The following is a 24,891-nucleotide window of genomic DNA, read 5'->3' as shown; positions in this document are numbered from 1 at the left end:
TCCGCATGGCACGATGTCGGGATCACCGAGTACATCGGAGGTGGTCTTGACTGAGCGGCGGGCCCTGCTTCTAGGTGTGCCTCGGTGCGACGATCCCCAGTTCAGCGACATCGGATCGGTCGTCCGCACCGATGTCCGAATGATGGAAAACGTACTTCGCGAATCCGGTTATGGGGATGTTCGCACCTTTGGTGTCGACGAATCCGGAAATGAGCCGACTGGGAGCCGCATAAAGTCACAGATCAAGCGGGCCTGTGCCGACGCACCGCAAGACAGCGTCCTCCTTCTTTACTTCTCCGGCCACGGTGTGACCATCGACGGTGACGACTTCCTGGTCCCGAGCGACGCCTACTGCGACCCCGACTCCCCCACGCCCGATCCCGAGAGCCTGGTGCCGCTGGTTCCCTTGAACATCGCGGAATGCAGGGCGCGTCTCGTCCTGTTCTTCGTGGACGCCTGCCGGGACACGCCCAACGAGTCCTTCGGCGCGCCACCCCGCGGAAAGCTGCTTCCGGCGCTTCCCCACGGCGACTTCGTGGTGGTCACGGGGTGCACGGCCGGCCAGCGGTGCCTGTTCGGGGAGTCGGGGAGCTTCTTCACCCAGGCGCTCGCGCAGGCGATGGACCGGCGCCATCCCGCCCGGACCTTCGAGCAGGTGCTGACCGAGGTCACGAAGCAGATGCGGCGCAGCGCTGGCCAGATCGAGGAGAGGCAGCAGGAGCCCGAGCCCCATCACCTGGGCGCCGACCTGCCAGGCGCGCACATCACCATCTGCGACGGCGACCAGCTCACGCAGACCTGGCGCCGCGCCGCGGAAGAGGCCAGACTCTGGGACCGCGTGCAGGACGCGCCGCTGGCGGCGAACCTCATTCGCGGAACGGTCCTGGAGATCGTCGACGAATGCGCCCGCCACTGCGGCTCCGCCCGGAACCATCTGTCGGAGAGAACCACGATCGAGGACTCATGGTCCGACCCGAACTATCCCGTCAGGGTCCTGGCCGTTCTCGACCAGCTTCTCGGGCCGCTCATCCCGCTGACCGCGCCCGAGGTGGCGGTGCTGATCGTGGCGCCGTTCCTCCGCGAAAGCGTCTTCGCGGAGGGCATCCGGACCGCGGCGGGCATCCAGCCGACGATGTTCCGGCGCACCTACCAGCCGGGGCCGAGAAGCGACCTGGAGACGACGTACGAATTGTATCCGCACGTCGTCCGGAGGGCAGAAGGTCTCGACAAACGCGGCGACACGGTATCCCGGAACTCCCTGGCCATGTGGCTGGTGCACCAGTGGCTGGGCGCCCGGCCGGCGATCTGGCGCAGCCCCGCGGCCGAGAACGCGTACCGGCGCGGCGCCGGGCTCCTCGAACACTGCGACGTGTCCGCGTCGTCCGGTGAACTGCCGAACCTGATGGAGGCGCTGATCCGCGCGGTCGGCGCCGACCCGGTCGACCACCAGCTCGCCGACCTGCTGCGGCACGTCTATGTCGACGACCGCTCGCGCGGCTTCGCCTCCCATCTCTGGGTAGCCGGAATCCTGGCCGCCGACCCCCGGCGCATGCCGACCGTCATCGCCGACCACATCGGCACCCGGCTGGAGCTGCCGCTGACCGCGATCACCGCGGCGGTCGACCGGATGGAGTGGCGGCGCACGGGCGACGCCCTCGACCTCCGCATGATCTGCGACAACCCGGCGCTCTATCTGGGCATCGAAGACGTCGTCCAGCGGGCGGGCACCGCGTTGCGGAGCGTCCGGCAGCTGGCCACGTCGCCCGAGTTACGGCAGACGATCCCGGCTCAGATCACCAAGAGGGGATTCCGGCCCGAGCAGCGGAAGGACGGCACACCGCTCTACGAGACCCCCGTGGCCCGCTTCCGGCTCTCGGAAGACAAGATCAGAGAGCTGCTCATGGGACGACAGCTCTACAACGATCCGTCCCTGGCCATCCGCGAGCTCTACCAGAACGCCCTGGACGCCTGCCGCTACCGGGCCAAGAGGTGGGAGTTCCTCGACCGCACCGGCCGCAACCCCGATCCGTGGACGGGACGGATCAAGTTCGAACAGGGCACCGACGCCGACGGCCGCGAGTACATCCTCTGCGAGGACAACGGCGTCGGCATGGACGTCGACACCTTGAAACACGTGTTCGCGAACGCCGGCGAGCGGTTCGTCTACCGGCAGGAGTACCGGGCCGAACAGGCTGACTGGCAGGATCTCCAGCCGCCGATCGACGCGGTCTTCAACAGCCAGTTCGGCGTCGGCGTCTTCAGCTATTTCATGCTGGCCGACGAGATCTCGGTGGTGACACGCCCAGTCGGCAGGAACGGGATCGTGGCGCCGCACGCCTACAGCGTCAGCATCGCCAGCAGCGGCAGCCTCTTCCAGATCACGTCGTCGGACCACATCCCGCACGGCGGCACCCGCGTCAAGCTGTACCTCACCGGCGACGAGAAGGTGTCGGTCACCCAGACGCTGCGTGCTCTCCTATGGATCGCTGAGTATCGCGTCGACGTGGCCGAACAGGACCTCGCTGCAGAGGTCTGGGAGGAGAACGACCTCCACTATCGCGGGGAGGATTCGTTCAGGGCCACCAACGATCTGTGGTGGGTGTCCGAAACCGGGGGCTTGGCCGCCGACGGCATCGTCACTGACCAGGATATCTTCGGCGTGGTCGCGAATCTCCACGGGAAGCAGAAACCGACCTTCACAGTGGATCGCCGCGCACTCCGCGAGTGGGACGAGAAGTGGGTGTCCGAGGAGATCTCCCGATCTCTGCCCGAACTGGCGTCCTGGAGCGGGCTGACGTGGAACTGGTTGTGGGACCTGGCCACGAACGAGCCGGCGATCGCACAACAGGTGTTCGACCATCTGGTCAAAGAGAAGAAGTCCATTCCTCTCGGGGGCCGAAAATACGCGGCCACCAGGGTTTCCGTCGAAGAACTCGGAGTCTTCCCCAAGGACCTCGGACTGGTCGACAGGCGTTCCATAGTAAACAACGCCCCCTGGAGCGTGGCCTGGCGGGCGACCCGCCTGCAACTTCTCCTGAACCGCCAGCTGCCGACCGCCAGCAAGTTCGCGATCGACAACGGGGCCGCAGGCTATCCCGTCCCCGATCCCATCGACGCCGACCTCCTGAGGAATCTATCCTCTCACCGTCTTTCCACCTTGTTCAGGTCAACCGTGATCTCCATCGTCGGGCGTGAGGACATGCCCATCGCGGCGGCGATGAAGCGGTTACGCCGGTATGCCATCTGCGGCCTCGGCATGGAGCGCCTCCGCGATGTCCCACCCATCACGAGGATGCTCAGCGCGACGGAGTCACAATTGCTGGACGCCTGTCAGGCGTGGACTCGCCCGGGGAGCCCGGCTCACCCAGACGGCATCGCCCGGCTGGCCAAAGCCTCGGCTGCGCTGAACATCTCTATCGGCGACGTGATCTCGGCCGTCGCCTCGGTGATACCTCAGGGCTGGGTCCCCCCGGCCGTCGATGTGCGGACCGTCGGAAAGCATGTCTGCACTCCGGAGGATGTTCGGCTCATCTCGGTCGACATCGACGGCGTCGCGCCGTGGGTCGACCGGCCGCTTTCTCCCCAGGACATAACCGCCCGGGTCAACGCCCTCGGACAACCCGCCGATCACATCCTGCGGATGTGCGACTCCCTGGCGCCGCTCGGGCTGGCTGTGGAGGATCGGGACAAGTACCCGGCGGATCTCAACGAACTGGAACTCGCCGCCCTGCGGTATGTCGACGCGGTCGGCCGGCGTCTGAAGTCGACAGATCTTCTCCGGGTCGCGGGCGCCGCCGGCATCAGCTTTCACGAGGCCGCCGACGGACTCGAACGCCTTCAGAGGTGCGGCCTACTCGAACTCGACGACGTCGCAGCGCTTCCAGACCTCACTCCACCCGAGGAGCTGGTCGACTTCATCAGCGAGTTCAACGGAGGAGGATTCGCTGTACCTACTGACAGTCTGCACACTTCGGATGCGATCACGCTGACCCAGATGTTCGCCATGTTGCGGTCGGAGCGGGATCAGAGGCAATCGCACGCCGTCACACTCAGCCAGTTCGTCCGGCCGCCCACTCCACTCCACGCGTTCGAACTGGCGATTCTCGGCGCGAGAAGCTTCAGTTCACTTGAGGAGGCCCGCGACCTCGTTGGCCAGCTCTACCCCGACGCGGAATTCGGGGAGTTGACGCCCGCCGAACTCCGGCTGCGGCCGACGCCGAGCCAGCTGAACGCCGTGATCAGCAATGTGGCGCCGTCCCGTGAAGGAGCGAGGCTGACGACCAGCCCGCGAAAGATCGCGACGGGAGCGAAAACCCTCGGAGTCTCCCTGGGCTCGTTCCTTGACCAGCTTCATCCTTACCGACAGCTCGGAGTCGAACTGATCGACCCCACCGGCGAAGAGCGCGAGACGCTGGCACACACCTTCCCCGACGACTACGACGTCGAACTTCTCACGCCCAGTGGGACCGAATCCGCTGTCCTGACGGTCGGCCCGCTGCATCTCGTCAAGGGCGCCGGGCGCTACGGATGGACGCTGGCCACCACCCACGCCCGTTTCGCATCCCTGCAACCCCTCGGCCTGATTCTCGACTACCCCGCCGGCGCCTGCGGAGACGAGACCGTGTCGTGGCAGGACCTGCTCGTGGTGACCGAATACCTCGACGGCGCCGAACCGGCCTTGCGCGGAACGGTCACCCATGACCACATCACGTGGGCGGCCGAGGAGCTCGACGAGTCAGTGGACGACGTGCGCGCCCGGCTCCGGAGATTCGCCCCGCTCTTCGGCTTCACCCTTCCGGAGGCCCATCAGTGACCAGCCAGAACCCGGTCGAGGAGATCATCGAACAACACCGTTCGATCGAATACCGCGTCGCCGATTACGGCGTCCAGGACGACGGCTTCACCGTGACCGTCGCCGACGAGCGGGTGGAGGTCACCGGGATCTGCCCGGGCTGCGGTGCCCGAACCACCTTCACCTGGGAGCACGGCCTGCCCGGTCACAAGGGCGTCTTCTCCCGCCTGGCCGGTCGCGATGCCCCGGAGGCCAAGAGCGCCCGTGCGGTGGAGGACCCCGAACGCCCCCGCACGGTGTTCTGCGAATGCGGTTTCACCCATGCCGAACGCCCGCCCGAGGCGTGGGACCGGGGTTGCGGCGGGTTCTGGCGGGTGAAACTCGTGGGCTCATCCGACCTGGGCGAGAACGCGTGAACGCGGATCTGCGCCGCTGGGCCCAGCGGGCCGACCAGCTGCGTTTCGGGCAACTGGAGGTGGCCCGCAAACAGGCGGAGAGCTGGCGCACCGGCCTGGCCGGCCTGACGGGCCTCCTCGGCGCGGTGCTGATCGTCAAGGGCAAGGACACCGTCTCCGACCTGGCCGCGCCCTACATCTGGATCGTGATCTCGTTCCTCGCGCTCGCCCTCGCCGGCCTGGTGACGGCGACGCTGACGGCGATCCGCGCCTCGTCCGGCACCCCGGGCGACGACCTCCTGCTCAGCGGCGAGGACCTCCAGAGGTGGACCCGCCGGGAGGTCCTGCTCATCGGACGGCACATCCGCCGCGCCCGCGCCCTCACCATCGCCGCGCTGGCCCTCGTGAGCACGGCGGTCGGCCTCTCCTGGGTCGGCCCCACGACCTCCAAGGACTTCCTGGTGATGGTTCACACGGGTGCCGAGGTCGTCTGCGGCGTCCTGCTCCAGAGCGGCGACGGCGAGACGATCATCAAGACGGAGCCGCCCGGCGAGCACTACCGGGTGATCCGGCTGGCGGCCATGTCGGCCATCAAGCCCGTGAAGTCCTGCTAGCGGCGGGTGAAGCGGCCGACCCGGCTCTCCCAACCGGGCCGCCCGCCGTCCTGGGTGATCAGCTCATCGCGACCAGCACGCGCCGCGAGCCCGTGAAGGGCCGGCGCCCGTGCCCGACGAGCACGTTGTCGATCAGGAGCACGTCGCCCGTCCGCCAGTCGACGTCGACCGCGTGCTCCAGCCCGCGGTCGCGCACCTGGATCACGTGCTCGGCCGGGATGGGGGTGCCGTCGGCGTACTGGACCGACTGCGGGAGGTCCTCCGGCGGCATGATCTCCGCCAGCATCATCGCCGTCTCGTCGCCCAGGGACGCCGGGTGCCACTGGTCGGACTGGTTGAACCAGACCTCCGCCCCCGTCACGGGGTGGCGGGTGGTGGCCGGGCGGACCTGGGTGACCCGCAGGCCGCCGTCGGAGCGCCACGTCCACTCGGCGGCGGAGGCGTCGAGGAAGGCCTCGACCGCCTTCTTGTCCGAGGTCTCGAAGGTCTCCTGCCAGCTCTTGCCGAGCCCCATCCCGCCGTGCAGGTTCTGGGTGTAGCGCACGCCCTTGGCGAACGCCTCCCGGACCGGCGGGTCGAGGGACTCCAGCCAGGTGACGCCGTCGACGACCGGCGTCGCGCCGCCCGACTCGGCGGCCTTGGCGCAGAAGAACATCAGCCGCGACGGCCACGACGCGGCGTAGGACAACTCGTTGTGCATGGAGATCGTGTACTCGGCGGGGTACTCCGTCGAGGTGTACACGTTCTGGCCGACCTTGGTGCGCGGGGAGTTCCCGTGGACGTAGGCCAGCCGGTTGGGCAGCAGCAGATCCATCGGCGCGTCCAGGGTGGCCTCGGTCACGCCGAAGCCGCGGAAGACCAGGGCCTTCTTCTCGACCAGCAGCTCGTCGACGGGGGTGTCGCGCAGGAAGTCGGCCAGGGGGCGGCCGTCGCCGTGTAACTCATGGGGTTGCCAGCTCATCGGGATCCTTTTCGGAGGTGGCGTCGGAGCGCTTCGCGCTGGGATTCCGTGAGGACGGGACGAACCGGGCGCGGCGGGCCGAGGAGCGAGGCAACGAGGGCCGCCGCTCTCGTGATGCCCGCCGACGGGTCGAGGTCCTCGGGTGCTGCCGGCCGCTCCCCCGATGCGAGCAGGTCGCGCAGCGTCTCCCCCGCCTCGGGCCATTTCCCGGGCGGAAGCCATTTCGCCAGCCCGAGTTTGGCGAGCCGGGCGGCGTTGTCGGGGCGGTCGGCGCCGTCGGCCAGCACCAATTGCGGGGTGCCGGCCATCAGCGCGCGGGTGAGGGTGCCGATGCCGCCGTGGTGCACGACCGCCCGGACATTCGGCACGACCTGGTCGAACGGCAACCGCTCGAACCAGCGCACCCCTTCGGGCAGCGGCGCGGGCAACAATTCGGGATAGGGCGTGACGACCACCGCCGGAAATCCCTCGACCGCTTTCAGGGCGGAGGCGTAGAAGGCCTCGTTCAGCATGCGCCCGGTGCCGCCCGAGACCAGGACGGGCCGATCGGCGACGACCTCGGCAGAGAACGTTTCCCGGGAGGCGGCGTCGGGCACCGCGAAGCCGGCGAGTTCGAATCGCGCCGGGGATTTCGCGCCGGCCTGGTCGAACCAGCGGGGCCACAGCCCGATGTCCATCGTGGCGCCGGCGAACCAGCCATGCCAATCGGTTATCGGCGGCAGGCCGAGGTCGTCGCGGACGGACTGGAAGCCGTCGGCGAGTTCGGTCGCGTACATGTGGGCGGCCAGGCGGGCGCCCATGACCTGGATCGGGGAGACCGCGACCCAGGCGACCGGGCAGCCGAGCAGTTCGGCGGCGAACCGGACCGACAGGGCCGAGGTGTGCCGGCCGACCAGGACGGTGCGGCCCGGCTCGTGCCGTTCGGCGATGGCCTTGACCTCGAAGGCGAGCTGCTCGAACAGGCCGTTGCGCTCGTAGAAGGCGAGCCAGCCCAGGCCGCTCCGGGTGTCCATGAGCAGGGCGGTGTCGGCCTGGTGGCGGGCGAACTGCTCGGCGGTGTCGATCGCGGTGAAGTCGAGGCCGGCCGCCGCCGCGCGGTAGGGCGCGTGCGTGATCAGGGTGACCTCGTGACCCTGACGGCGGAGTTCGGCACCGAGCCGGACGAAGGGCATCACGTCGCCGTCGGTGCCATGGGTGACGGCGATTATCCTCGGCACGCCACCCGCCCGGCGCCCGGAATTTCGGCTGACAGTGAGCTGCGCATGAAAGTTTCTGGTCCCTTGCATCGGTGGCCGCCGGTGGGTGATACTCCGACTGAGAAAGCGCTCTCTTGTTCCCGGATGCCGTCCTGGAATGCAACCAAAGAAGCAGTAGCGACATGTTCCTGTCAACGGTGATCCCGCATAATGGAACGACCGCTTCCAGTGCTCCGGGAATGTGGGGCAGGCTCAGGGCCGTGACTTTTTTTAAGTTCTATACTATCCTGCTGCCGGATGCCTGACCTGCACAACAACAGAGCGAAGGAGGGCTACTCGCTTACTCATCGGTAATTCGCGGGTAAGCCGCCATTCCCTGGTGGGTCGCGGCGTGCACTTGCGCGCGGCGAATAGGTTCCATTAATCTCTTGTGGGGGTGCAGTGGGAGCGCTCCCATGACGGTTAATTGGGTTCCGCAACTTTCTGCAACTCAGCGCAACATTAGGATGGCGCTTATCGCGCCGGCCTTTTTCGGGTTGCCTTGGACCGTTCAAAGAAAGGCCACTCCGTGGCAGTGACGTCCACATCCACACCCGAGTCCGCGCCCCGTAGCTCCCTCGGCGGGCTCTCCCCCGCGCGCCAGGCGGCACTCGCCCGCCTGCTCACCGCGCGTCCGAAATCCCCCATCCCCGTCGTCCCGCGCGACCAGGGCCCCCTCGCCTGCTCCTTCGAGCAGCGGCAGATGTGGCTCGGCGCGCAGCTCGACGGCGTGGCCCCGGCCCCCAACGCCACTCTGGGGCTGCGGCTCGACGGCCCGCTCGACGTACCGGCGCTGACCGCCGCCCTCGACGCCCTGATCGCCCGACACGAGAGCCTGCGTACGGTTTACGCGACTCCCGGCGACCAGGCCGCTCAGGTGGCGGGCTCCTCCGCGGACGTCCAGGCCGTGAGCGGCGACGAGCCGCTGCAGACGGTGCTCGACCCGTTCCCCATGCCGTTGGAGTTCCACGGCGCGCCCGACCAGGCCGAGGAGATCACCGCCGAGGCGGTGACCCGGCGGTTCGATCTGCGGACCGGGCCGGTCGTGGCCGCCACGCTCATCCGGCTGGCCGAGGAGTCGCACGCCCTGCTGGTCGTGTGCCACCACATCGCCGCCGACGGCTGGTCGATGGGGATCCTGGCCGACGAGCTGGCGACGCTCTACCGGGAGGCTCTCGCCGGGGAGCCGGGCACGCTGCCCGCCCTGCCGGTGCAGTACGCCGACTACGCCGCCTGGTCGCGAGCCGAGCTGACCCCTGACACGCTCGAACGGCGCACCGCCTACTGGCGGGCCGCGCTCGACGGAGCCCCAGCGGTCGACCTGCCGGTGCGGCGCGAGCGGCCGGCGCCCGGCGGGCGGCGTACGAACACCAACTGGAGCCTGCTCGCCCCGGGCACCCTCGCCGCGCTGCAGGCCGCCGGCGGGCCGGGCACGACGCCGTTCACCGCCCTGCTGGCGGTGTTCTCGATGCTGCTGGCCCGCTACACCGGCGCCGACGGGGTCACCCTGGCGACCACCAACGGCGGGCGCCGGCGGCGCGAACTCGAAGGCGTCGTCGGCTGCTTCGTGAACGCGGTGCCGATCCACGGGGACCTGTCCGGCGATCCGACCTTCCCCGAGGTCGCGGCGCGCATCCGGACGGCGGTCGGCGGCGCGCTGAGCAACCCGCTGCCGCTGTCGGTGCTGGCCGACGCGGTCGACCTGAAGCTGCCGGTCAGCTTCTCCTTACGCGGCTTCCGCGACCAGCGCGGCGACTGGCCCGGCCTGACCGCCTCGATCTGGGACCACGAGGTCGACCACCAGGGCTACGAGTTGTCGCTGCTGGTCCACCTCGACGGCGAGGTCACCGGGCTCGACTTCACCTACCGGCGCGACCTGCTCGACGACGAGGTCGTCGACCGCATGGCCGGCCACTACCACCACCTCGCCGCCCAAATCGCGGCGAACCCGTCGGCCACGCTGGCCGAGCTCGACCTGGTGACACCGGAGGAGCGGGACACGATCTTCGGGACGTGGAACGACTCGGCGCGGCCGTACCCGGAGAGAGCGCTCCCTTTGTTGCTGGCCGAGCACCGCGACTCGACCGCGACGGCGGTCCGCTTCGGCGGCCGGGACACCTCCTACGCCGAGTTGCACGCCCGCGCCAACCAGATCGCCCGGCGGCTGCTCGCCGAGGGGGTCACGCCGGAGAGCACGGTCGGGGTGCTGCTCGACCGCTCCCCCGACCTCATCGCGTCGCTGCTGGGCGTGTGGCTGGCGGGGGCGGCGTACGTGCCGATGGACCCGGCGTTCCCGCCGCAGCGCATCGCCGACATGCTGGAGACGGCGGGCACGGCGCTGGTGCTGACCGAGCGGAAGTACGTCTCCCGGTTCGACGGCCCCACGGTCGTCGACGTCGCCTCGGTCGACGGCGACACCACCCCCGTCGACGTCGCGCCCGACCTCGACCGGCTGGCCTACCTGATCTTCACCTCGGGCTCGACCGGGAAGCCGAAGGGCGTCCAGGTCACCCACCGGGGGCTGGTCAACCACGTGTGGTGGGCCGTCGAGGAGCTCGCCTCCCGGGGCGAGGGCGGCGCGCCGCTGCTCGGCTCGGTCGCCTTCGACCTGGTCGTGCCCAACCTGTGGGCGCCGCTCGTCGTCGGCCAGGCCGTGACGGTCCTCGACCAGGACTTCGACATGGGCGAGCTCGGCGAGCTCCTCAGCGGCCACGACTTCAGCTTCATCAAGCTCACCCCCGGCCATCTGGAGGTGCTGGGCCACCAGCTCGACGACGCCCGCGCCGCCGCGCTGGCCGGGGTGATCGTCGTGGCCGGGGAGGCCCTCCCCGGTTCGCTCGCCGACCGCTGGCTCGAGATCCTCGGCCCCGGACGGCTGATCAACGAGTACGGCCCCACCGAGGCCACCGTCGGCACGTGCGTCTACCCGGTCACCCACCGGCAGCACCACGAGGTCGTCCCCATCGGGGCGCCGCTGCCCAACATGCGCATGTTCGTTCTCGACCCGCACCGCCGCCTGCTCCCCGCCGGCGTCCCGGGCGAACTCTACGTCGGTGGCGTCGGCGTCACCCGCGGCTACATGAACCGACCGGACCTGACCGCCGAACGGTTCGTGGAGTTCGAGGGTGAGCGCGTCTACAAGACGGGCGACCGGGTCCTCTGGCTGCCCGACGGCAACGTGGCGTTCCTCGGCCGCTTCGACGACCAGGTGAAGATCCGCGGATACCGCATCGAACTGGACGAGGTCAGGGCGGCGCTCCTCGACCATCCGGGCGTGCGGGACGCGGTGGCGGCGGTGCACGAGGAACGGCTGGTGGCCTACTACGTGCCGGTCGCCGGACCGGTGCGGGGCCTGGACGAGCACTGCGCGCTCCGGCTCCCGGAGTACATGGTCCCGGTGGTCTTCACCGAGCTCGACCGCATGCCGCTCAACGCGAACGGCAAGGTCGACCGCAAGGCGCTGCCCGTCCCCCAGGTCACCGCCACGGCGGGACGGGAGCCCAGCACCGAGACCGAGCTGCTCATCGCGGGCGTCTGGAAAGAGGTCCTCAACGTCGAGACCATCGGCGTCGACGACGACTTCATGGCCCTGGGTGGCCACTCGCTGCTGCTCATCCGCATGATCGCCAAGCTCCGCCAGACGATGCCGGACAAGCCGATCAGCGTGGTCGACGCCCTGGCCAACCGGACCGTCGCGGCGCTGGCCGCGCTGGTCGACGGGCCGGCGGAGGAGGAGAAGGGCCTGCTGGTCCGGCTCACCAAGCCGATCGCCGCCCCGACGATGACCCTGGTCTGCGTGCCCTACGGCGGCGGCAGCGCGGTCGTCTACCAGGCGCTCGCCGACGCGCTGCCGAAGGGGATCGCGCTCCAGGCCGTCGCCCTCCCCGGGCACGAGCTCGGCGTCGACGAGGAGATCCTGCCCTTCGACGAGGCCGCCGAGCGGATCTGCGAGGAGATCCTCGCCAAGGTCAAGGGCCCGCTGGTGCTGTACGGCCACTGCGTCGGCAGCGCCCTCACGACCGAGATCGCCCGCCGCGTCGAAACGGCCGGCCGGGAGATCGACGCCGTCTACATCGCCGGCAGCTTCCCGTTCGCCGTCCCGACCAAGGGCCTGAGCGGCCTGCTGAACAAGCACTACTTCAACAACCGCAGGCTGCGGAACAACAACTCCGAGGCCAACTGGCTGCGCGCGATCGGCGCCGACCTCGACGGCCTGGGCGGCGAGGAGGTCGAGCGCATCGTCACCACCATGCGCTCCGACGCCAAGGCGGGCGAGGCCTACTTCACGAAACTGATCGACGAGGGCGCGACCCCGCTGACCGCCCCGGTCATCTCGATCGTCGGCAGCCGCGACCCGATCACCGACTTCTACGAGGAGCGCTACCGCGACTGGCACGTCACCGCCAGGACGACGGCGCTCGTGGTGATCGACGAGGCCGGCCACTACTTCCTGCGCTACCGCGCCGAGGAACTGGCGAACATCGTCACCACCGTCCACACCGACCTCGACGGCCCCCACGCCGCCGAGACGTGGCGCAAGGAGGCGGTCTCCCGCGAGAAGCCGCCCGTCGAGGCCACGCTGGGCCGGTTCCTGCGGGTCGCCACCGGCCAGACCGTGTCGATGGTGGGCACGGCCATGACCGAGTTCGCGGTGCCGATCTGGGCCTACCTGAAGACCGGCTCACTGCTGCAGTTCAGCCTGTTCGCCATCATCGCGCTGGTGCCCGGCCTGGTGCTCTCGCCGCTGGTCGGCGCGCTGGTCGACCGGAGCGACCGGCGCAGGGCGATGCTGATCGGCGACGGCGCCTGCCTCGGGCTCCAGGCGCTCATGCTGGGGCTGCTGCTCACCGACACCCTCCCGATGCCCGCGCTGTACGGAATCCTCGTCCTGCTCAGCGTGGCGCTGACGGTGCAACGCCTGGCCTGGGCGTCGGCCGTGCCGCAACTGGCGCCCAAGCACTATCTCGGCCACGCCGGCGGCGTGCTCCAGCTCGGCAACGCGATCGGCCGCCTGATGGTCCCGCTGTTCGCGGTCGGGGTGCTGGCCGCGATCGGCCTGAACGGCATCCTGATCGCCAACGTCGTCTGCTACCTGTTCGCCGTCGCCGTCACCCTGTTCACCCCGTTCCCCAAGGCCATGGCCTGGACGCGCCGGGAGACGGTCGGGGCGGAGATCCGCAACGGCTTCCGCTACCTGTGGCGGCGGCCGGGCCTGCGGGCGATGGCGATCACCATGTTCGCCGTCAACTTCTTCCTGTTCACCGCGTTCACGATGATCTCGCCGCTGGTGCTCTCGATGGGCGACCTGGGCGACACCGGGACCGTGGCCCTGGTCGCCGCCGCCGGGGCGGTGGCGGGCGGGTTCGTGATCTCGATCTGGGGCGGCCCGCGCCGCCGCCGGATGTTCGGGATGCTCTCGGCCGTGGCCGTGGTGGCGCTCTTCGCCTTCTCGATGGGCCTGCGGCCGTGGTTGCCGCTGGTCGCGGTGGGGGCGGCCGGCATGGCGCTGTTCATGACGATCAGCGACGGCATCTGGATCACGATCATCCACTCGAAGGTGCCGCAGCGCTACCACGCCCGGGTGATCGCCATCAACCAGATGCTGGCCATGTCGACGCAGCCGATCGGCCTGGCCGTGCAGGCCTGGCTGGCCGGGCTGGTGTTCGTCCCGCTGCTGCGCGAGGACGGCGCGCTCGCCTCGACGGTCGGCGCCGTGATCGGCGTCGGCGAGGGGCGCGGCATCGGCCTGCTCTACCTGATCTGCGGCCTCGCCATGGCCGTCACGATCGTGATCGCACTGAGGCACCGGGCGCTCCGGAACTTCGACCGGGACACCCCGGACGCCGAACCCGACGATTTGGTCGGTCTCGCAGAACTGAAGGGAACCTCCGCATGACCCCCACCGAATCCGCCGTCGCCGAGATCTGGACCGAGCTGCTCGGCCAGGCTCCGCCGTCGGTCGACGACGACTTCTTCGAACTCGGCGGCCAGTCGCTGACGATGGTCCAGTTCCTGGCCAGGGTGGAGGAGCAGTTCGGCGTCGAGTTACCCATCGACGTGCTGTTCGCGTCCGGGTTCACCGTCGCGGAGGCGTCCAAGGCGATCGACCAGGGCCGGATCGCGGCCGTCGACGACGACGAGCTGGCCGCCCTGCTCAAGCAGCTCGACGGCATGTCGGACGACGAGATCAACGAGCTGCTCGCCGACAACGCATGAGAGTCCTGCTCGCCCAGAACATGTTCCACCTGCCCAGCCACGGCGGGGCGAACAAGTCCAACCGGATCATGATGGAGCAGCTCGCGGCGCGCGGGCACGAGTGCCACGTCGTGGCGCCGATGAGCGGGGAGCTCCGCTCGACGTCCGCCGACGATCACGTGGCCTATCTCAGGGGTCTCGGCGCGGAGGTGACGTCGGCCGGTCCGGACGTGCTGGTCTACGAGTACAACGGGGTGCGGGCCCACGTGGTGACCCGCGCCTCGCTGCTCGCCGGGCGGATCGGCGAGGTGGCCGCCGAGGTGTCCCCCGACTGGACGCTGGTCCCGTCCGACGACCCCGGCCTCATCGTGCTCGGGGCCGCGCTGCGGGCGACCCCGGAGCGGGTCGTCTACCTGGCGCACACGCTCCAGCAGCTGCCGTTCGGGCCCGGGGCGTTCTATCCGAGCGCGGCCGGGACCCGGATGGTGAAGCTGGCGGCGTCGGTCGTGGCGGTGAGCCAGGCGGCGGGTGCGTATCTCCAGAAGTGGGGCGACATCTCGTCCACGCTGATTTATCCGCATATTTACGGAGATCCGGCGGAGCTGCCCGGCGGGGACCTGATCACGATGATCAACCCGTGCGGGTACAAGGGCCTGAGCGTGCTCCTCGGCCTCGCCGACGCGCGGCCCGGCCTGCGGTTCCTGGCCGTGCCGACCTGGGGCACCACCGCCGACGACCTCGACGAGCTCAAGCGGCGGCCCAACATCGAGATCGGGCAGCCCTCCGACGACATCGACGACATCCTGTCGCGGGCGAAGGTCCTGCTCATGCCGTCGTTGTGGGACGAGACCTTCGGGTACGCCTGTGTCGAGGCGATGGCCCGGGGGATCCCGGTGATCGCCAGCGCCGTCGGCGGCCTGTCGGAGGCCAAGCTCGGCGTGCCCTACTCGGTGCCGGTGCGCGGCATCGAACGCTACGAGTCGGTCGGCCAGGCCAGGCCCGTCCCGGTCGTCCCGGAGCAGGACCTCGGCCCGTGGCTGAACGCCCTCGACCCGGTGACGGGCGACGAGGCGCTGCGCCGCCACCTGTCCCGCCGGTCGAGGAAGGCGGCGCTCGACTTCATCGGGTCGCTGGACGCCGGCGCCCTGGAAACCCACCTGACCGCCCTGCGCCCCAACCGCCGCCTCGCCGCGCTGGCCGCGCTGGCGGCGGCCCGCGCGAAGGAGTCCCAGTCATGATCGGAGCGGTGCGGGAACGCACCCTGACACCCGTCTCGGAAGCCGACCTGTCACGCATGTTGCGGATCCGGCACTTCGAGAAGGCCCTGCTGCGCCTGTTCGAACAGGGCCGCCTCAACGGCACCACGCACACCTGCCTGGGCCAGGAGCACGTGCCGGTCGCGGTCAGCGCCCTGCTGCGGCCCGAGGACCACGTGTTCAGCAACCACCGGGGGCACGGCCACTTCCTGGCCCGCTACGACGAGCCGCACGCCCTGCTGGCCGAGATCACCGGCCGCGAGGGGGCGCTCTGCAACGGGGTGGGCGGCAGCCAGCACATCTACCACGAGCGGTTCCTGTCGACCGGCGTCCAGGGCGAGTCGCTCCCGGTCGCGGTCGGGGTCGCGCTGAGGCACCGGCGGACCGGCGACGGGATCGCGTGCGCGTACATCGGCGACGGCACCTGGGGCGAGGGGTCGGTGTACGAGGCCCTCAACATGGCCCAGCTCTGGGGCGCCCCGCTGCTGGTCGTCGTCGAGCACAACCGGATCGCCCAGTCGACCCCGACCCAGGCGCAGCTGGCCGGGTCGATCGCGGGCCGCTGCGCCGGGTTCGGCGTGCGGCACGAACGCGTCGAGTCGGTCGACGTCAACGTCGTGCGCGGGGCGCTGGCGCCGCTGGTCGAGTACGTGCGGCGGGAGAAGCGCCCCGCGGTGTTCGAGGCGTCGGTGCACCGCGCCGGGCCGCACAGCAAGGGCGACGACACCCGGACCGCCGCCGAGCTGGCCGAGGCCGCCGCCGGCGACTGGTACACGCACTACACGCGCGACTTCCCCGCCCAGGTGGCGGCGCTGGAGGAGATCGAGCGCGCGTTCGTCGACGCCGCGGTGGAGAACGTGCTGGCCCGGCCCCTGTCGGAGTGGTCATGAGAGTCGCCGAACACCTGAACCGGTCGCTGCACACGCTGATGGAGAACGATCCGTCGGTCCACCTGCTGGGCGAGGACGTCTCCGATCCGTACGGCGGCGCGTTCAAGATCACCAAGGGCCTGTCGGACCGGTTCGGCCCCCGCGTGATGTCCACGCCCCTGTCCGAAGGGGGCATCGTCGGCGTCGGCGCCGGGCTGGCCCTGGCCGGCGACCGGGCCATCGTGGAGATCATGTTCGGCGACTTCGCCACGCTGGCCTTCGACCAGCTCGTGAACTTCGCCGCCAAGTCGACGACCATGTACGGCCGTCGGGTGGACGTGCCGCTGATCGTGCGCCTGCCCACCGGCGGACGCCGGGGCTACGGGCCGACGCACAGCCAGAGCCTGCAGAAGCACTTCATCGGCGTGCCGGGCCTGTCGGTGTACGAGATGAGCCCCTTCCACGACGCCGGGGGGCTGTTCACCGAGATCTTCGACAGCGGCAAGCCGGCCGTGTTCTTCGAGGACAAGGTGCTCTACACCAAGCCGATGCTGAGCGGCGGCGACGGCCTGCACACCTTCGAGGTGCGCGACGGCTGGGCGGTGATCCGGGCCGAGCGGGACACCGAGCACGTGCTGCTGGCCCCGGGCGGCCTCACCGACCGCGCCCTGGCCGCCCTGCGCGACCTGCTGCTGGAGGACGAGATCGCCTGCACGCTGCTGGTCCCCGCCCGCCTCCACCCGCTCGACGTGACCCCGGTCGCCGACGTGCTCGCGGCGGCCAGGCGGGTGCACGTCGCGGAGGACGGCACCGCCGGCGGGACCTGGGGCGCCGAGGTGGCCCGGCTGCTGCACGAGCGGCTCTGGGGCCGGCTGACCGCGCCGATCACGCACATCTCGGCCCCCGACTCGATCATCCCGACGGCCGCGCACCTCGAGGCCCGCTGCACCGTCCAGCCCGCCGACATCCGAAGAGCCATCAACACATGACCGAATTCCGCATTCCGAAGCTGAACAACAACGACGACAGCTACATCCTCGTGGAATGGCTCGCGGCCGACGGCCAGGAGGTGAAACAGGGCGACCCGCTCGTGGTCATCGAGACGTCGAAGACGGCGGAGGAACTGGAGAGCCCGGCCGACGGGACACTGGTCATCCGGGTCCATTCCGGCGACTGCGCGCCGGGCGAGCTGATCGCCGCCATCGGCGCGGCGGTCGAGGTCGCCGAACCGGTCGTGCCGGAGGTGCCGCCGCTGGAGTCCGGGGAGATCGACGTCGTGATCACCCGCCCGGCCCAGGCGCTGATCGAGCGCCACGGCATCTCCCTCGACCGGGTGCGCGCGCTCGGCAAGAAGGTGATCAGGGCCGAGGACGTGGAGTCGCTGGCCGACCCGCGCGAGGTCGTCGAGCTGCCGAGGGCGCAGCGCCAGGCGGCCGACGTGGTCGTGTTGTCGCACCAGACCATCCCGGCGGCGTTCACGGTGGTCAAGGCCGATGTGACCGACACCGCCAAGCTCACCCGCGACCTGTCCAAGCATGCCCGGACCCTCATCGGGCTGTCGGAACTGCTGGTCAAGGCGGTGGCCGACCAGCGGGCGGAGTTCCCGCACCTGTTCGCCACCTGGCTCGGCGACGGCCGGATCCGGCTCGCGGAGGGCTCGCACGTCGGGGTCACCATCGACGTCGGCAAGGGCCTGTTCGTCCCGGTCGTCCGCGACGCGGACGTGCGTCCGCTCGACGCGGTGGCCCGGGAGCTCATGGACTACCGGATGACCGCGCTGCGCGGCAGCTTCCGCGAACGCGATCTGGAGGGCGCCAACATCGCGGTCACCCTGCACAGCGAGGCGGGCGTGGAGTTCGCGATCCCGATCATCTATCCCGGCCACGTGGCGGCGCTGTCGCTCGCCTCGACGCAGCAGGAGGTCCAGCCGGGCGATGAAGGTTTCATGGTCCGCCAGACCGTGCGGATCGGGCTCGCCTTCGACCACCGCGTCGTGAACGGCCGGGACGCCGCGCTCTTCCTCGGAGCGGTCAAGCGGTTGCTGGAAGAACCGCGCAGATGGTTGGAATAACGCGTCGTGGTGTATTTGTGCTGATGTCACTCAGCGCCGCCGGCGCCTGCGCCGCAGACCGACCGAGGAGAACCATGACGTCCGTACGCTTCCCGCGCGACTTCGTCTGGGGGGCGGCCACCTCCGCCTTCCAGGTGGAGGGTGCCACCAAGGAGGACGGCCGGGGGGTGTCGGTCTGGGACACCTTCGCCGCCACCCCCGGAAACGTGCGGGACGGTGACACCGGCGACCCGGGCGCCGACCAGTACCACCGCTTCGAGCAGGACATCGAGCTGATGCGCGAGCTGGGCCTGGAGAGCTACCGCTTCTCCGTCGCCTGGCCGCGCGTCCAGCCGACCGGCGCCGGCCGCCCCAACCTCAGGGGCCTGGACTACTACAAGCGCCTGGTCGACGGCCTGGTCGGCGCCGGCATCCGCCCGATGGTCACGCTGTTCCACTGGGACCTCCCCCAGGCCCTCCAGGACGAGGGCGGCTGGGAGAACCGCGAGACGGCCTACCGCTTCGCCGAGTACGCCGAGATCATGTACGACGCCCTGCACGTCCGCGACTGGCTCACGATCAACGAGCCGAAGACCGTCGTCGACTGCGGCTACCGCACCGGCATCCACGCCCCCGGCGTGCGGGACGACGACCGCGCCCTGGTCGCCTGCCACCACCTGCTGCTGGCCCACGGCCTGGCCAGCCGCGTCCTGCACGACCGCCACCCCGGCCGCCGCATCGGCCCGGCGCTGAACCTCCACCCGACCTACCCGGCCGACGACTCGCCCGAGGCGAAGGAGGCCGCGCGCCGCCAGGACGCCCGCGAGAACCGCCTCTACCTGGAGCCCGTCTTCAACGGGACCTACCCGGAGGAGGCCATGACCCGGCATGACATGATCATGGACGGGGACATGGAGATCATCAGTGAGAAGGTGGACGTGCTCGGCGTGCAGTACTACACGCCGCTCTTCATCGACGCCGAACAGCGGCGCGTCGTCCGCCACCCGGTCAGGGTGGCCGGCTGGCTGGAGGACTACCCCGACGGCCTGCACGACGTCCTGCTGCGCGTCACCCGCGACCACCCCGGCGTGCCGATCGTCATCACCGAGAACGGCCTGGCGACCGACGACGCCGTCTCCCCCGACGGCGGCGTGCACGACGAGGACCGGATCGATTATCTGCGCGGCCACATCGGCGCGATGCACCGGGCCGTCAAGGCGGGCGCGAAGGTCGAGGGATATCACGTGTGGTCGCTGCTCGACAATTTCGAATGGGCCGAGGGATACAGCCAGCGATTCGGCATCGTGTACGTCGACTACGCGACGCAGAAACGAATTCCGAAAGACAGCGCCCTTTGGTACCGGGACCTTATCGAGACCGGCGAACTACGGTGACCTGCCGCTTTTTCGTTGACTCACCGGCTCAATTCACACTAGGTTGTGGGAGCGCTCCCACTCGGGTGGCCAGGAGGCTGCCGAGCTGGGCCGATCGCGTGGCGCATACCCTTGACCTTGTCTCTCGGAGAAAGGACACCCCCCGTGCCCCAGTACACCCTCCTCGGCGGCGGCTACCGCGCGGAGCTGACCGAACTCGGCGGCGCCGTGTCAGCCCTCACGCACGGAGGACGTGACCTGATCCCGAGCCGTCCCGTCGACGGGCCGATCGAGTTCTACAACGGCACCCTGCTCGCCCCGTGGCCCAACCGGGTCGTCGGCGCGCGTTACGTCTTCGCCGACGAATGCTTCGAGCTGCCCGTGAACGAGCCCGACCGGGGCCACGCCCTGCACGGCTTCGTCTCCGACGCCCACTGGTCGTGCGTGGAGTTCACGGCGATCGAAGACCACCGCTCGTCGGCGGTCATGACCTACACGCTGGAGCCCCACCAGGGCTACCCCCACCGGCTCGCCCTGACCACGACGTACGTGCTCGACGAGTCGGGCCTGACGACCACGCTGAAGGCCGAGAACATCGGCGAGGCCCCCGCCCCTTACGGCTGCGGTCCCCACCCGTGGCTGCTGGCCGGCCCCGACGTCACCGAATACACGCTGTCCCTCCCCGCGGGGAAGGTGTTCCTGACCGACGAGCTGCTCGCCCCCACGGAGCTGGTCGCGGTCGACGGCACCGACTACGACTTCCGCGAGCCCCACGTGCTGGGCCAGGTCGCGATCGACCACGCCTACACCGCCCTGACCGAGGGCCGCGTCGTGGTGAGCGGCCCCGGCGGCGGCGTGGCCGTGACGTGGGACCACGAGTCCCTGCCGTGGGTCCAGGTCTGCAACGGCGTGGGCCTGGGCTACAAGGGCGTCGCGGTGGAGCCGATGACCTGCCCGCCCGACGCCTACAACAGCGGCACCGACCTGATCGTCCTCAAGCCCGGCGACACGCACGAGGCGAGCTGGACGATCTCGGCGGCCTGACCCATGGACAGCAAAACGAAGCGGTCGCTGACGACCGCCGAGCTCGACGCGCTCGTCATCGGCGCCCTGGGAGCGGGCGTCGTGACGGCCGAGGAACTGCCCGACGGCTTCGCCAACGCCGTCTGGCGCCTCGGCCTCGACGACGAGTCGCAGGTCGTCCTGAAGGTCGGGCCGCCACCCGACCTGCCGCTGCTGACCTACGAGCGCGACCTGCTGCGCACCGAGGCGATGGTCTACCACCTGGCCCAGGGCACCGGCCTGCCCATGGCCACGCTGCTCCACGCGGGTTTCGACGACCCCGAGATCGGCGGCGACTGGCTGATCCTGTCGGCGCTCACGGGCACGCCGTGGAACCGCGCGGCGCCCGACCCGGCGCGCGACGCCGCCCTCCGCCGCGAGATGGGCGTCCACCTGGCCACCCTCCACCGCATCCCGGGCTCGGGCACGTTCGGCTACCCCTACGCGGGCCTGACCGGCGAGACGTGGCGTGAGGCGTTCCTGAAGATGGTCGGCGCGATCCTCGACGACGCGGTGAAGTGGGAGACGCGCCTGCCGGCCACGATCCTCGACCTGGTCGGCGCCTTCCACCGCAACGCGGCCGCCCTCGACGACGTGCGCACCCCCGCGCTGGTCCACTTCGACGTCTGGCCGGGCAACGTGTTCCTCAACCCCGACGGCACGGTCGAGGCGCTGATCGACCACGAGCGCGCCTTCTGGGGCGACCCCCTGGCCGACTTCGTGACCCCGACCATCTTCTCCGACCTGACGGGCGACGACCCGATGCTGGCGGGCTACCACGAGGGCGGCGGGCGGGCGGGCTTCACCCCGACGTCGCGGGTGCGGTTCGCGATGTACCAGGCCTACCTCTACCTGATCCTGCTGGTGGAGGACGGCCCCCGGCAGTACCCGGAGGCCGACTACGCCCGGCTGCGCAACGGGGCGACCGACGGGCTGGTGCGGGCGCTGGGCGTCCTCACGCGTTAGGCGATCCACGGCGAACGGCGGGGCGATTACGAATACGCCCCGCCGTTCCGCGTTTCTCCGCCGGGTGAATCCTCTTGACCACGGGTTTCCGCGATCGGGAGAATCGAACGGTCGGCGATGTCCAACGCCTTTTCTGGAGCGGCGAATGGGACAGATCGGTCTTGCGGCGGCGATCGCCTCATTACGTGCGGAGCTTCTGGCCGCGATGACCGAAGGCGATGATTCGCCATTCCGTTTCCCCATCGGGCAGACCCAGATCGAGTTCCACGTCGGCGTCACCAAATCCGGAGAAACCGGGGGAAAGGTGAAATTCTGGGTCGTCGAACTCGACGGCAAGGGAACCTACGCCGCCGAGGAGATCCAGAAGATCACCATCACCCTGGAACCGCCGGTCGACGTGAACGGCGACCCGGTGAAGGTCACCCAGGGCTACGACGTCAAGCCCTGACGCCCCGATGAACCGGGTGACGGTCGACCGCGCGGTGGAGGTGCTCCACGACCGCGGTCCTCAGGTCAGGCCGCGCTGGCAGGTCGGCTCGGGGTTCCTGCTCGCCCCCGGCCTGGTCCTCACCGCCGCGCACAACGTGTCGCGGACCGGCGGGTTGTCGGTCCGCTTCCAGGACCGCCGTGAACGGCCCGCGCTCCTGCTGCGGTCGGCGGCTCCCCGGCTCGACCTGGCGCTGCTCCAGGTCGACGGCTCCGCCGAGCCCGGCGACCTGGGCCGTCCCCCGTTCGCGGCACTCGACCGGACCAGCGCCGACCTGGTCGGCGACTGCTGGGCGGTGGGCTTCCCCCGGTTCAAGGTCACCGGCGGAGTGCGGGAGACCGCCCACGTGCACGGGGAGATCCCGCCGGGCGCGAACCGCATCGGCGGGCTGGTGCAGTTCCGGGTGCGCGACAGCCCCCGCCCGATTCCGGGCGGCAACCTGGCGGAGTCGGAATGGGCGGGCATGTCCGGCGCGGTGGTCTTCGCCCGGCACCCCCGCCTGGGCGACCACGTGATCGGCGTGGTGGCCGAACACCACCTGGCCGAGGGCGAGTCCTCGCTCACCGTGGTGCCGATCACGGCCGTCGCCGAACTGGGCGCCGAGGAGGCCGAGGCCTGGAGCGGCGTCCTGGGCCTGGGCGACCCCCGTGAGCTGGCCGTGCTGCCCGTGCCGCCCGCGCCGGCCCGCGCCGTCACCCGCCCGGCCGGACATGTGGCCCTGCTCCGGCGGCTGGCCGACTTCACCGACCGCTCCGACGCGCTCTCCGCGATCATGGAGATCGCCCGGGCCCAGGGCGAGGCCGATCCCAGTCAGATCGTCGTGCTCTACGGGATGGGCGGCGTCGGCAAGACCACGCTCGCCAACCAGGCCGCCCATCTGGCCGCGCCGTTCTACGGCCACGCCCGCGTCCACCTCGACCTGGGCCCGGCCGAGGACGACGCGTACCTGCAGTTCTTCCGCAAGATCGGATTGTCCGACGAGGAGGTGCCCAGGAGCGGGCGCGGGCTCGCCTACCAGGCCGCGCTCCGGCGGGGCCGCTGCCTGCTGGTGCTGGACAACGCGGTCAGCGCCGAGCAGGTGGAGTCGCTGCTGCCCTACGGCGACGGCTGCCTGACCCTCGTCACCAGCAGGTCGGTGCTCGCCGGCGTCGACGGCGCACGCCGGATCATGGTCGCGCCCATGAGCGACGCCGACAGCCTGGTGCTGCTGGAGCGCATCGTCGGAGCCGACCGGCTGGACGCCGACCCCGAGGCGGCCCGCGCCGTCGCCCGCCAACTGGCGGGGTTGCCGCTGGCCACCCGCATCGTGGGCACCCGGATGGTGCTGCCCCGGCATGCGCGGCTGCCTCTGGGGCAGTTGGCCGATCAACTGAAACTCGGCCTGCGAAGCTCCGGAGCCAGATTGAACGAGTTCGAAGACGGCCAGCGCGGCGTCGGATCGAGCCTGGCCGTCAGCTACGCGGGCCTGCCACCTGACACGGCCCGCGCGTTCCGCCTGCTCGCCGTCCTGCCGCTGGCCGACTACGGCCCCGACGCCGCGGGGGCCGCGCTGGGCGTGAGCGCCGCCGAGGCGGACGGGCACCTGGGCACGCTGGTCGACGCGCAGCTCATGATGGTCCGCGACCGATTCGTCTTCCACGACCTGGTCCGCGCCTTCGCCCGCGAGATGGCCGAACTGGACGACCCCCCGGAGGCCGCCGCCGAGGCCTTCGCCCGATGCGCCCGCTGGTACGCCGACACCGCCGTCGCCCTGCGCGCCGACTGGCCGGAGGACCAGGCCGACCCGGCGGCGATGGCCTGGTTGTCGGCCGAACGGGTCAACGCGCTGGCCGTGCTCCGGCAGGCGCACCACGACGGGCTCTGGCGTGACACCCACCGGCTCGCCTGGGCGCTGCGCGACATGCTCAAGTATCGCGGCCTCCTGGCGGACGCCGACGACGCGCTGGCCCTGGCCGTCGACGCCGCCCGCGAGGACGGCGACGCCCAGGCCGAGGTGCACCTGCTCGTCCACCTGGCGCTGGTGCGCCGCGAACGCGGCCGTTTCGACGGCGTCGCCGACCTGTACGACCGGGCCCTGGCCGGCGCCGCCGCGCGCGGCGATCAGGAGGCCGAGCTCTGGACGCTGGTCCACTACGGCGACTACCTCTGCGACCGCGACCGCCAGGAGGACGCCCTCGTCCAGTACGCCCGCGCCCGCGCGATCCATCAGGCCAACGGCGACGCCCACGCCGAGATCTGGGTGATCGCCCACATGGCCGACGCCTACCGGGGGATGGGCCGCCACACCGAGGCCATCGAGGTCTCCATGGCGGGCCTGGAGCTCAGCGTCGCCCTCGGCGACCAGAACCAGGTCGCCTGGACCCTGCTCCACCTGGGCCTGGCCTACGGCGGGGCCGGTCAGTTCGCGCAGGGCACCTCGGCGCTCACCCGGGCCCTGGACCACCAGCGCCTGATCGGCAACACGGCGGGCCAGGTGACCCTGCTCCACCACCTCGCCCGCCTCCACCTGTCGGCGGGCGACCTGGCGTCCGCCCGCACGGCCGCCGGGGAGGGCCTCACGCTGGCCCAGGGCATCGGCAACCCCGATCTCCTGAACAGCCTGCGCGCGACCCTGGCCGACATCGGCTGAGAACCGG

General features: G+C 70.4%; 16 protein-coding genes. 14 read left to right on the top strand and 2 right to left on the bottom strand.

Going from position 1 to position 24,891, the window contains the following annotated elements; genetic code table 11:
* Nucleotides 1-46: 46 nt before the first annotated feature.
* Genes QSK34_RS05845 through QSK34_RS05835 form a run of 3 tightly spaced genes read left to right on the top strand, consistent with a single transcriptional unit; the run spans nucleotide 47 to nucleotide 5,801 of the window.
* Nucleotides 47-4,813, top strand: coding sequence for an HD domain-containing protein (locus QSK34_RS05845; protein WP_285580764.1), 4,767 nt, complete (start codon nucleotides 47-49; stop codon nucleotides 4,811-4,813).
* The gene (locus QSK34_RS05840; RefSeq protein WP_285580762.1) at nucleotides 4,810-5,208 is read left to right on the top strand and encodes a hypothetical protein; all 399 of its coding nucleotides are present in this window, start codon (nucleotides 4,810-4,812) and stop codon (nucleotides 5,206-5,208) included. The genes QSK34_RS05845 and QSK34_RS05840 overlap by 4 nt, the downstream gene beginning before the upstream one ends.
* Nucleotides 5,205-5,801, top strand: a complete 597-nt coding sequence (locus tag QSK34_RS05835; protein WP_285580760.1) for a hypothetical protein — start codon at nucleotides 5,205-5,207, stop codon at nucleotides 5,799-5,801. The genes QSK34_RS05840 and QSK34_RS05835 overlap by 4 nt, the downstream gene beginning before the upstream one ends.
* A gap of 58 nt (nucleotides 5,802-5,859) precedes the next feature.
* On the opposite strand, the gene QSK34_RS05830 is transcribed toward QSK34_RS05835, so the two are convergent.
* Nucleotides 5,860-6,762, bottom strand: a complete 903-nt coding sequence (locus QSK34_RS05830; RefSeq protein WP_285580757.1) for a TauD/TfdA family dioxygenase — start codon at nucleotides 6,760-6,762, stop codon at nucleotides 5,860-5,862.
* On the bottom strand, nucleotides 6,759-7,979 hold the full coding sequence (locus tag QSK34_RS05825; protein ID WP_285580755.1) for a glycosyltransferase: 1,221 nt from the start codon (nucleotides 7,977-7,979) through the stop codon (nucleotides 6,759-6,761). Before QSK34_RS05825 ends, QSK34_RS05830 begins: the two co-directional genes overlap by 4 nt.
* Before the next feature lie 553 nt (nucleotides 7,980-8,532).
* On the opposite strand from QSK34_RS05825, the gene QSK34_RS05820 reads away from it, so the two are divergent.
* The 11 genes from QSK34_RS05820 to QSK34_RS05770 all read left to right on the top strand — a co-directional run bounded on the left by QSK34_RS05820 (nucleotide 8,533) and on the right by QSK34_RS05770 (nucleotide 24,884).
* Nucleotides 8,533-13,893 (top strand): non-ribosomal peptide synthetase/MFS transporter, encoded by a 5,361-nt coding sequence (locus QSK34_RS05820; RefSeq protein WP_285580753.1) that lies wholly within the window; start codon nucleotides 8,533-8,535, stop codon nucleotides 13,891-13,893.
* Nucleotides 13,890-14,213, top strand: coding sequence for a phosphopantetheine-binding protein (locus QSK34_RS05815; protein WP_030453153.1), 324 nt, complete (start codon nucleotides 13,890-13,892; stop codon nucleotides 14,211-14,213). The genes QSK34_RS05820 and QSK34_RS05815 overlap by 4 nt, the downstream gene beginning before the upstream one ends.
* The gene (locus QSK34_RS05810) at nucleotides 14,210-15,430 is read left to right on the top strand and encodes a glycosyltransferase (RefSeq protein ID WP_285580749.1); all 1,221 of its coding nucleotides are present in this window, start codon (nucleotides 14,210-14,212) and stop codon (nucleotides 15,428-15,430) included. The genes QSK34_RS05815 and QSK34_RS05810 overlap by 4 nt, the downstream gene beginning before the upstream one ends.
* The gene (locus tag QSK34_RS05805) at nucleotides 15,427-16,338 is read left to right on the top strand and encodes a thiamine pyrophosphate-dependent dehydrogenase E1 component subunit alpha (protein WP_285580747.1); all 912 of its coding nucleotides are present in this window, start codon (nucleotides 15,427-15,429) and stop codon (nucleotides 16,336-16,338) included. The genes QSK34_RS05810 and QSK34_RS05805 overlap by 4 nt, the downstream gene beginning before the upstream one ends.
* The gene (locus QSK34_RS05800) at nucleotides 16,335-17,306 is read left to right on the top strand and encodes an alpha-ketoacid dehydrogenase subunit beta (protein ID WP_285580745.1); all 972 of its coding nucleotides are present in this window, start codon (nucleotides 16,335-16,337) and stop codon (nucleotides 17,304-17,306) included. Before QSK34_RS05805 ends, QSK34_RS05800 begins: the two co-directional genes overlap by 4 nt.
* The gene (locus QSK34_RS05795) at nucleotides 17,303-18,388 is read left to right on the top strand and encodes a 2-oxo acid dehydrogenase subunit E2 (protein ID WP_161478221.1); all 1,086 of its coding nucleotides are present in this window, start codon (nucleotides 17,303-17,305) and stop codon (nucleotides 18,386-18,388) included. The genes QSK34_RS05800 and QSK34_RS05795 overlap by 4 nt, the downstream gene beginning before the upstream one ends.
* Nucleotides 18,389-18,462: 74 nt before the next feature.
* A complete protein-coding gene (locus QSK34_RS05790) occupies nucleotides 18,463-19,761 on the top strand; it encodes a GH1 family beta-glucosidase (protein ID WP_285580741.1) in 1,299 nt (432 codons plus the stop codon).
* Nucleotides 19,762-19,905: 144 nt separating this feature from the next.
* Nucleotides 19,906-20,784 (top strand): aldose 1-epimerase family protein, encoded by an 879-nt coding sequence (locus QSK34_RS05785; RefSeq protein WP_161478223.1) that lies wholly within the window; start codon nucleotides 19,906-19,908, stop codon nucleotides 20,782-20,784.
* A gap of 3 nt (nucleotides 20,785-20,787) precedes the next feature.
* Complete coding sequence (locus QSK34_RS05780) at nucleotides 20,788-21,768, top strand: phosphotransferase family protein (RefSeq protein WP_285580740.1); 981 nt, start codon at nucleotides 20,788-20,790, stop codon at nucleotides 21,766-21,768.
* A 145-nt stretch (nucleotides 21,769-21,913) separates the two neighbouring features.
* A complete protein-coding gene (locus tag QSK34_RS05775) occupies nucleotides 21,914-22,216 on the top strand; it encodes a trypco2 family protein (RefSeq protein WP_161478225.1) in 303 nt (100 codons plus the stop codon).
* 16 nt (nucleotides 22,217-22,232) lie between these two features.
* Entirely contained in the window at nucleotides 22,233-24,884 is a 2,652-nt protein-coding gene (locus QSK34_RS05770) for a trypsin-like peptidase domain-containing protein (RefSeq protein ID WP_285580732.1), read from the top strand.
* Nucleotides 24,885-24,891: the final 7 nt, after the last annotated feature.

The sequence above is a fragment of the Herbidospora sp. NBRC 101105 genome (genome assembly GCF_030269205.1).
In the GTDB taxonomy this organism is placed as follows: Bacteria; Actinomycetota; Actinomycetes; order Streptosporangiales; family Streptosporangiaceae; genus Herbidospora; species Herbidospora solisilvae.
The sequence above is the reverse complement of the archived record's forward strand: the minus strand, read 5'-3'. Positions and strand labels throughout refer to the sequence as shown.

What these genes read in the sequence shown, in the direction of transcription:
- QSK34_RS05790 (WP_285580741.1), top strand. Translation starts at nt 18,463, where the DNA reads ATGACGTCCGTACGCTTCCCGCGCGACTTCGTCTGGGGGGCGGCCACC.
- QSK34_RS05810 (WP_285580749.1), top strand. Translation starts at nt 14,210, where the DNA reads ATGAGAGTCCTGCTCGCCCAGAACATGTTCCACCTGCCCAGCCACGGC.
- QSK34_RS05775 (WP_161478225.1), top strand. Translation starts at nt 21,914, where the DNA reads ATGGGACAGATCGGTCTTGCGGCGGCGATCGCCTCATTACGTGCGGAG.
- QSK34_RS05815 (WP_030453153.1), top strand. Translation starts at nt 13,890, where the DNA reads ATGACCCCCACCGAATCCGCCGTCGCCGAGATCTGGACCGAGCTGCTC.
- QSK34_RS05780 (WP_285580740.1), top strand. Translation starts at nt 20,788, where the DNA reads ATGGACAGCAAAACGAAGCGGTCGCTGACGACCGCCGAGCTCGACGCG.
- QSK34_RS05805 (WP_285580747.1), top strand. Translation starts at nt 15,427, where the DNA reads ATGATCGGAGCGGTGCGGGAACGCACCCTGACACCCGTCTCGGAAGCC.
- QSK34_RS05795 (WP_161478221.1), top strand. Translation starts at nt 17,303, where the DNA reads ATGACCGAATTCCGCATTCCGAAGCTGAACAACAACGACGACAGCTAC.
- QSK34_RS05800 (WP_285580745.1), top strand. Translation starts at nt 16,335, where the DNA reads ATGAGAGTCGCCGAACACCTGAACCGGTCGCTGCACACGCTGATGGAG.
- QSK34_RS05830 (WP_285580757.1), bottom strand. Translation starts at nt 6,762, where the DNA reads ATGAGCTGGCAACCCCATGAGTTACACGGCGACGGCCGCCCCCTGGCC.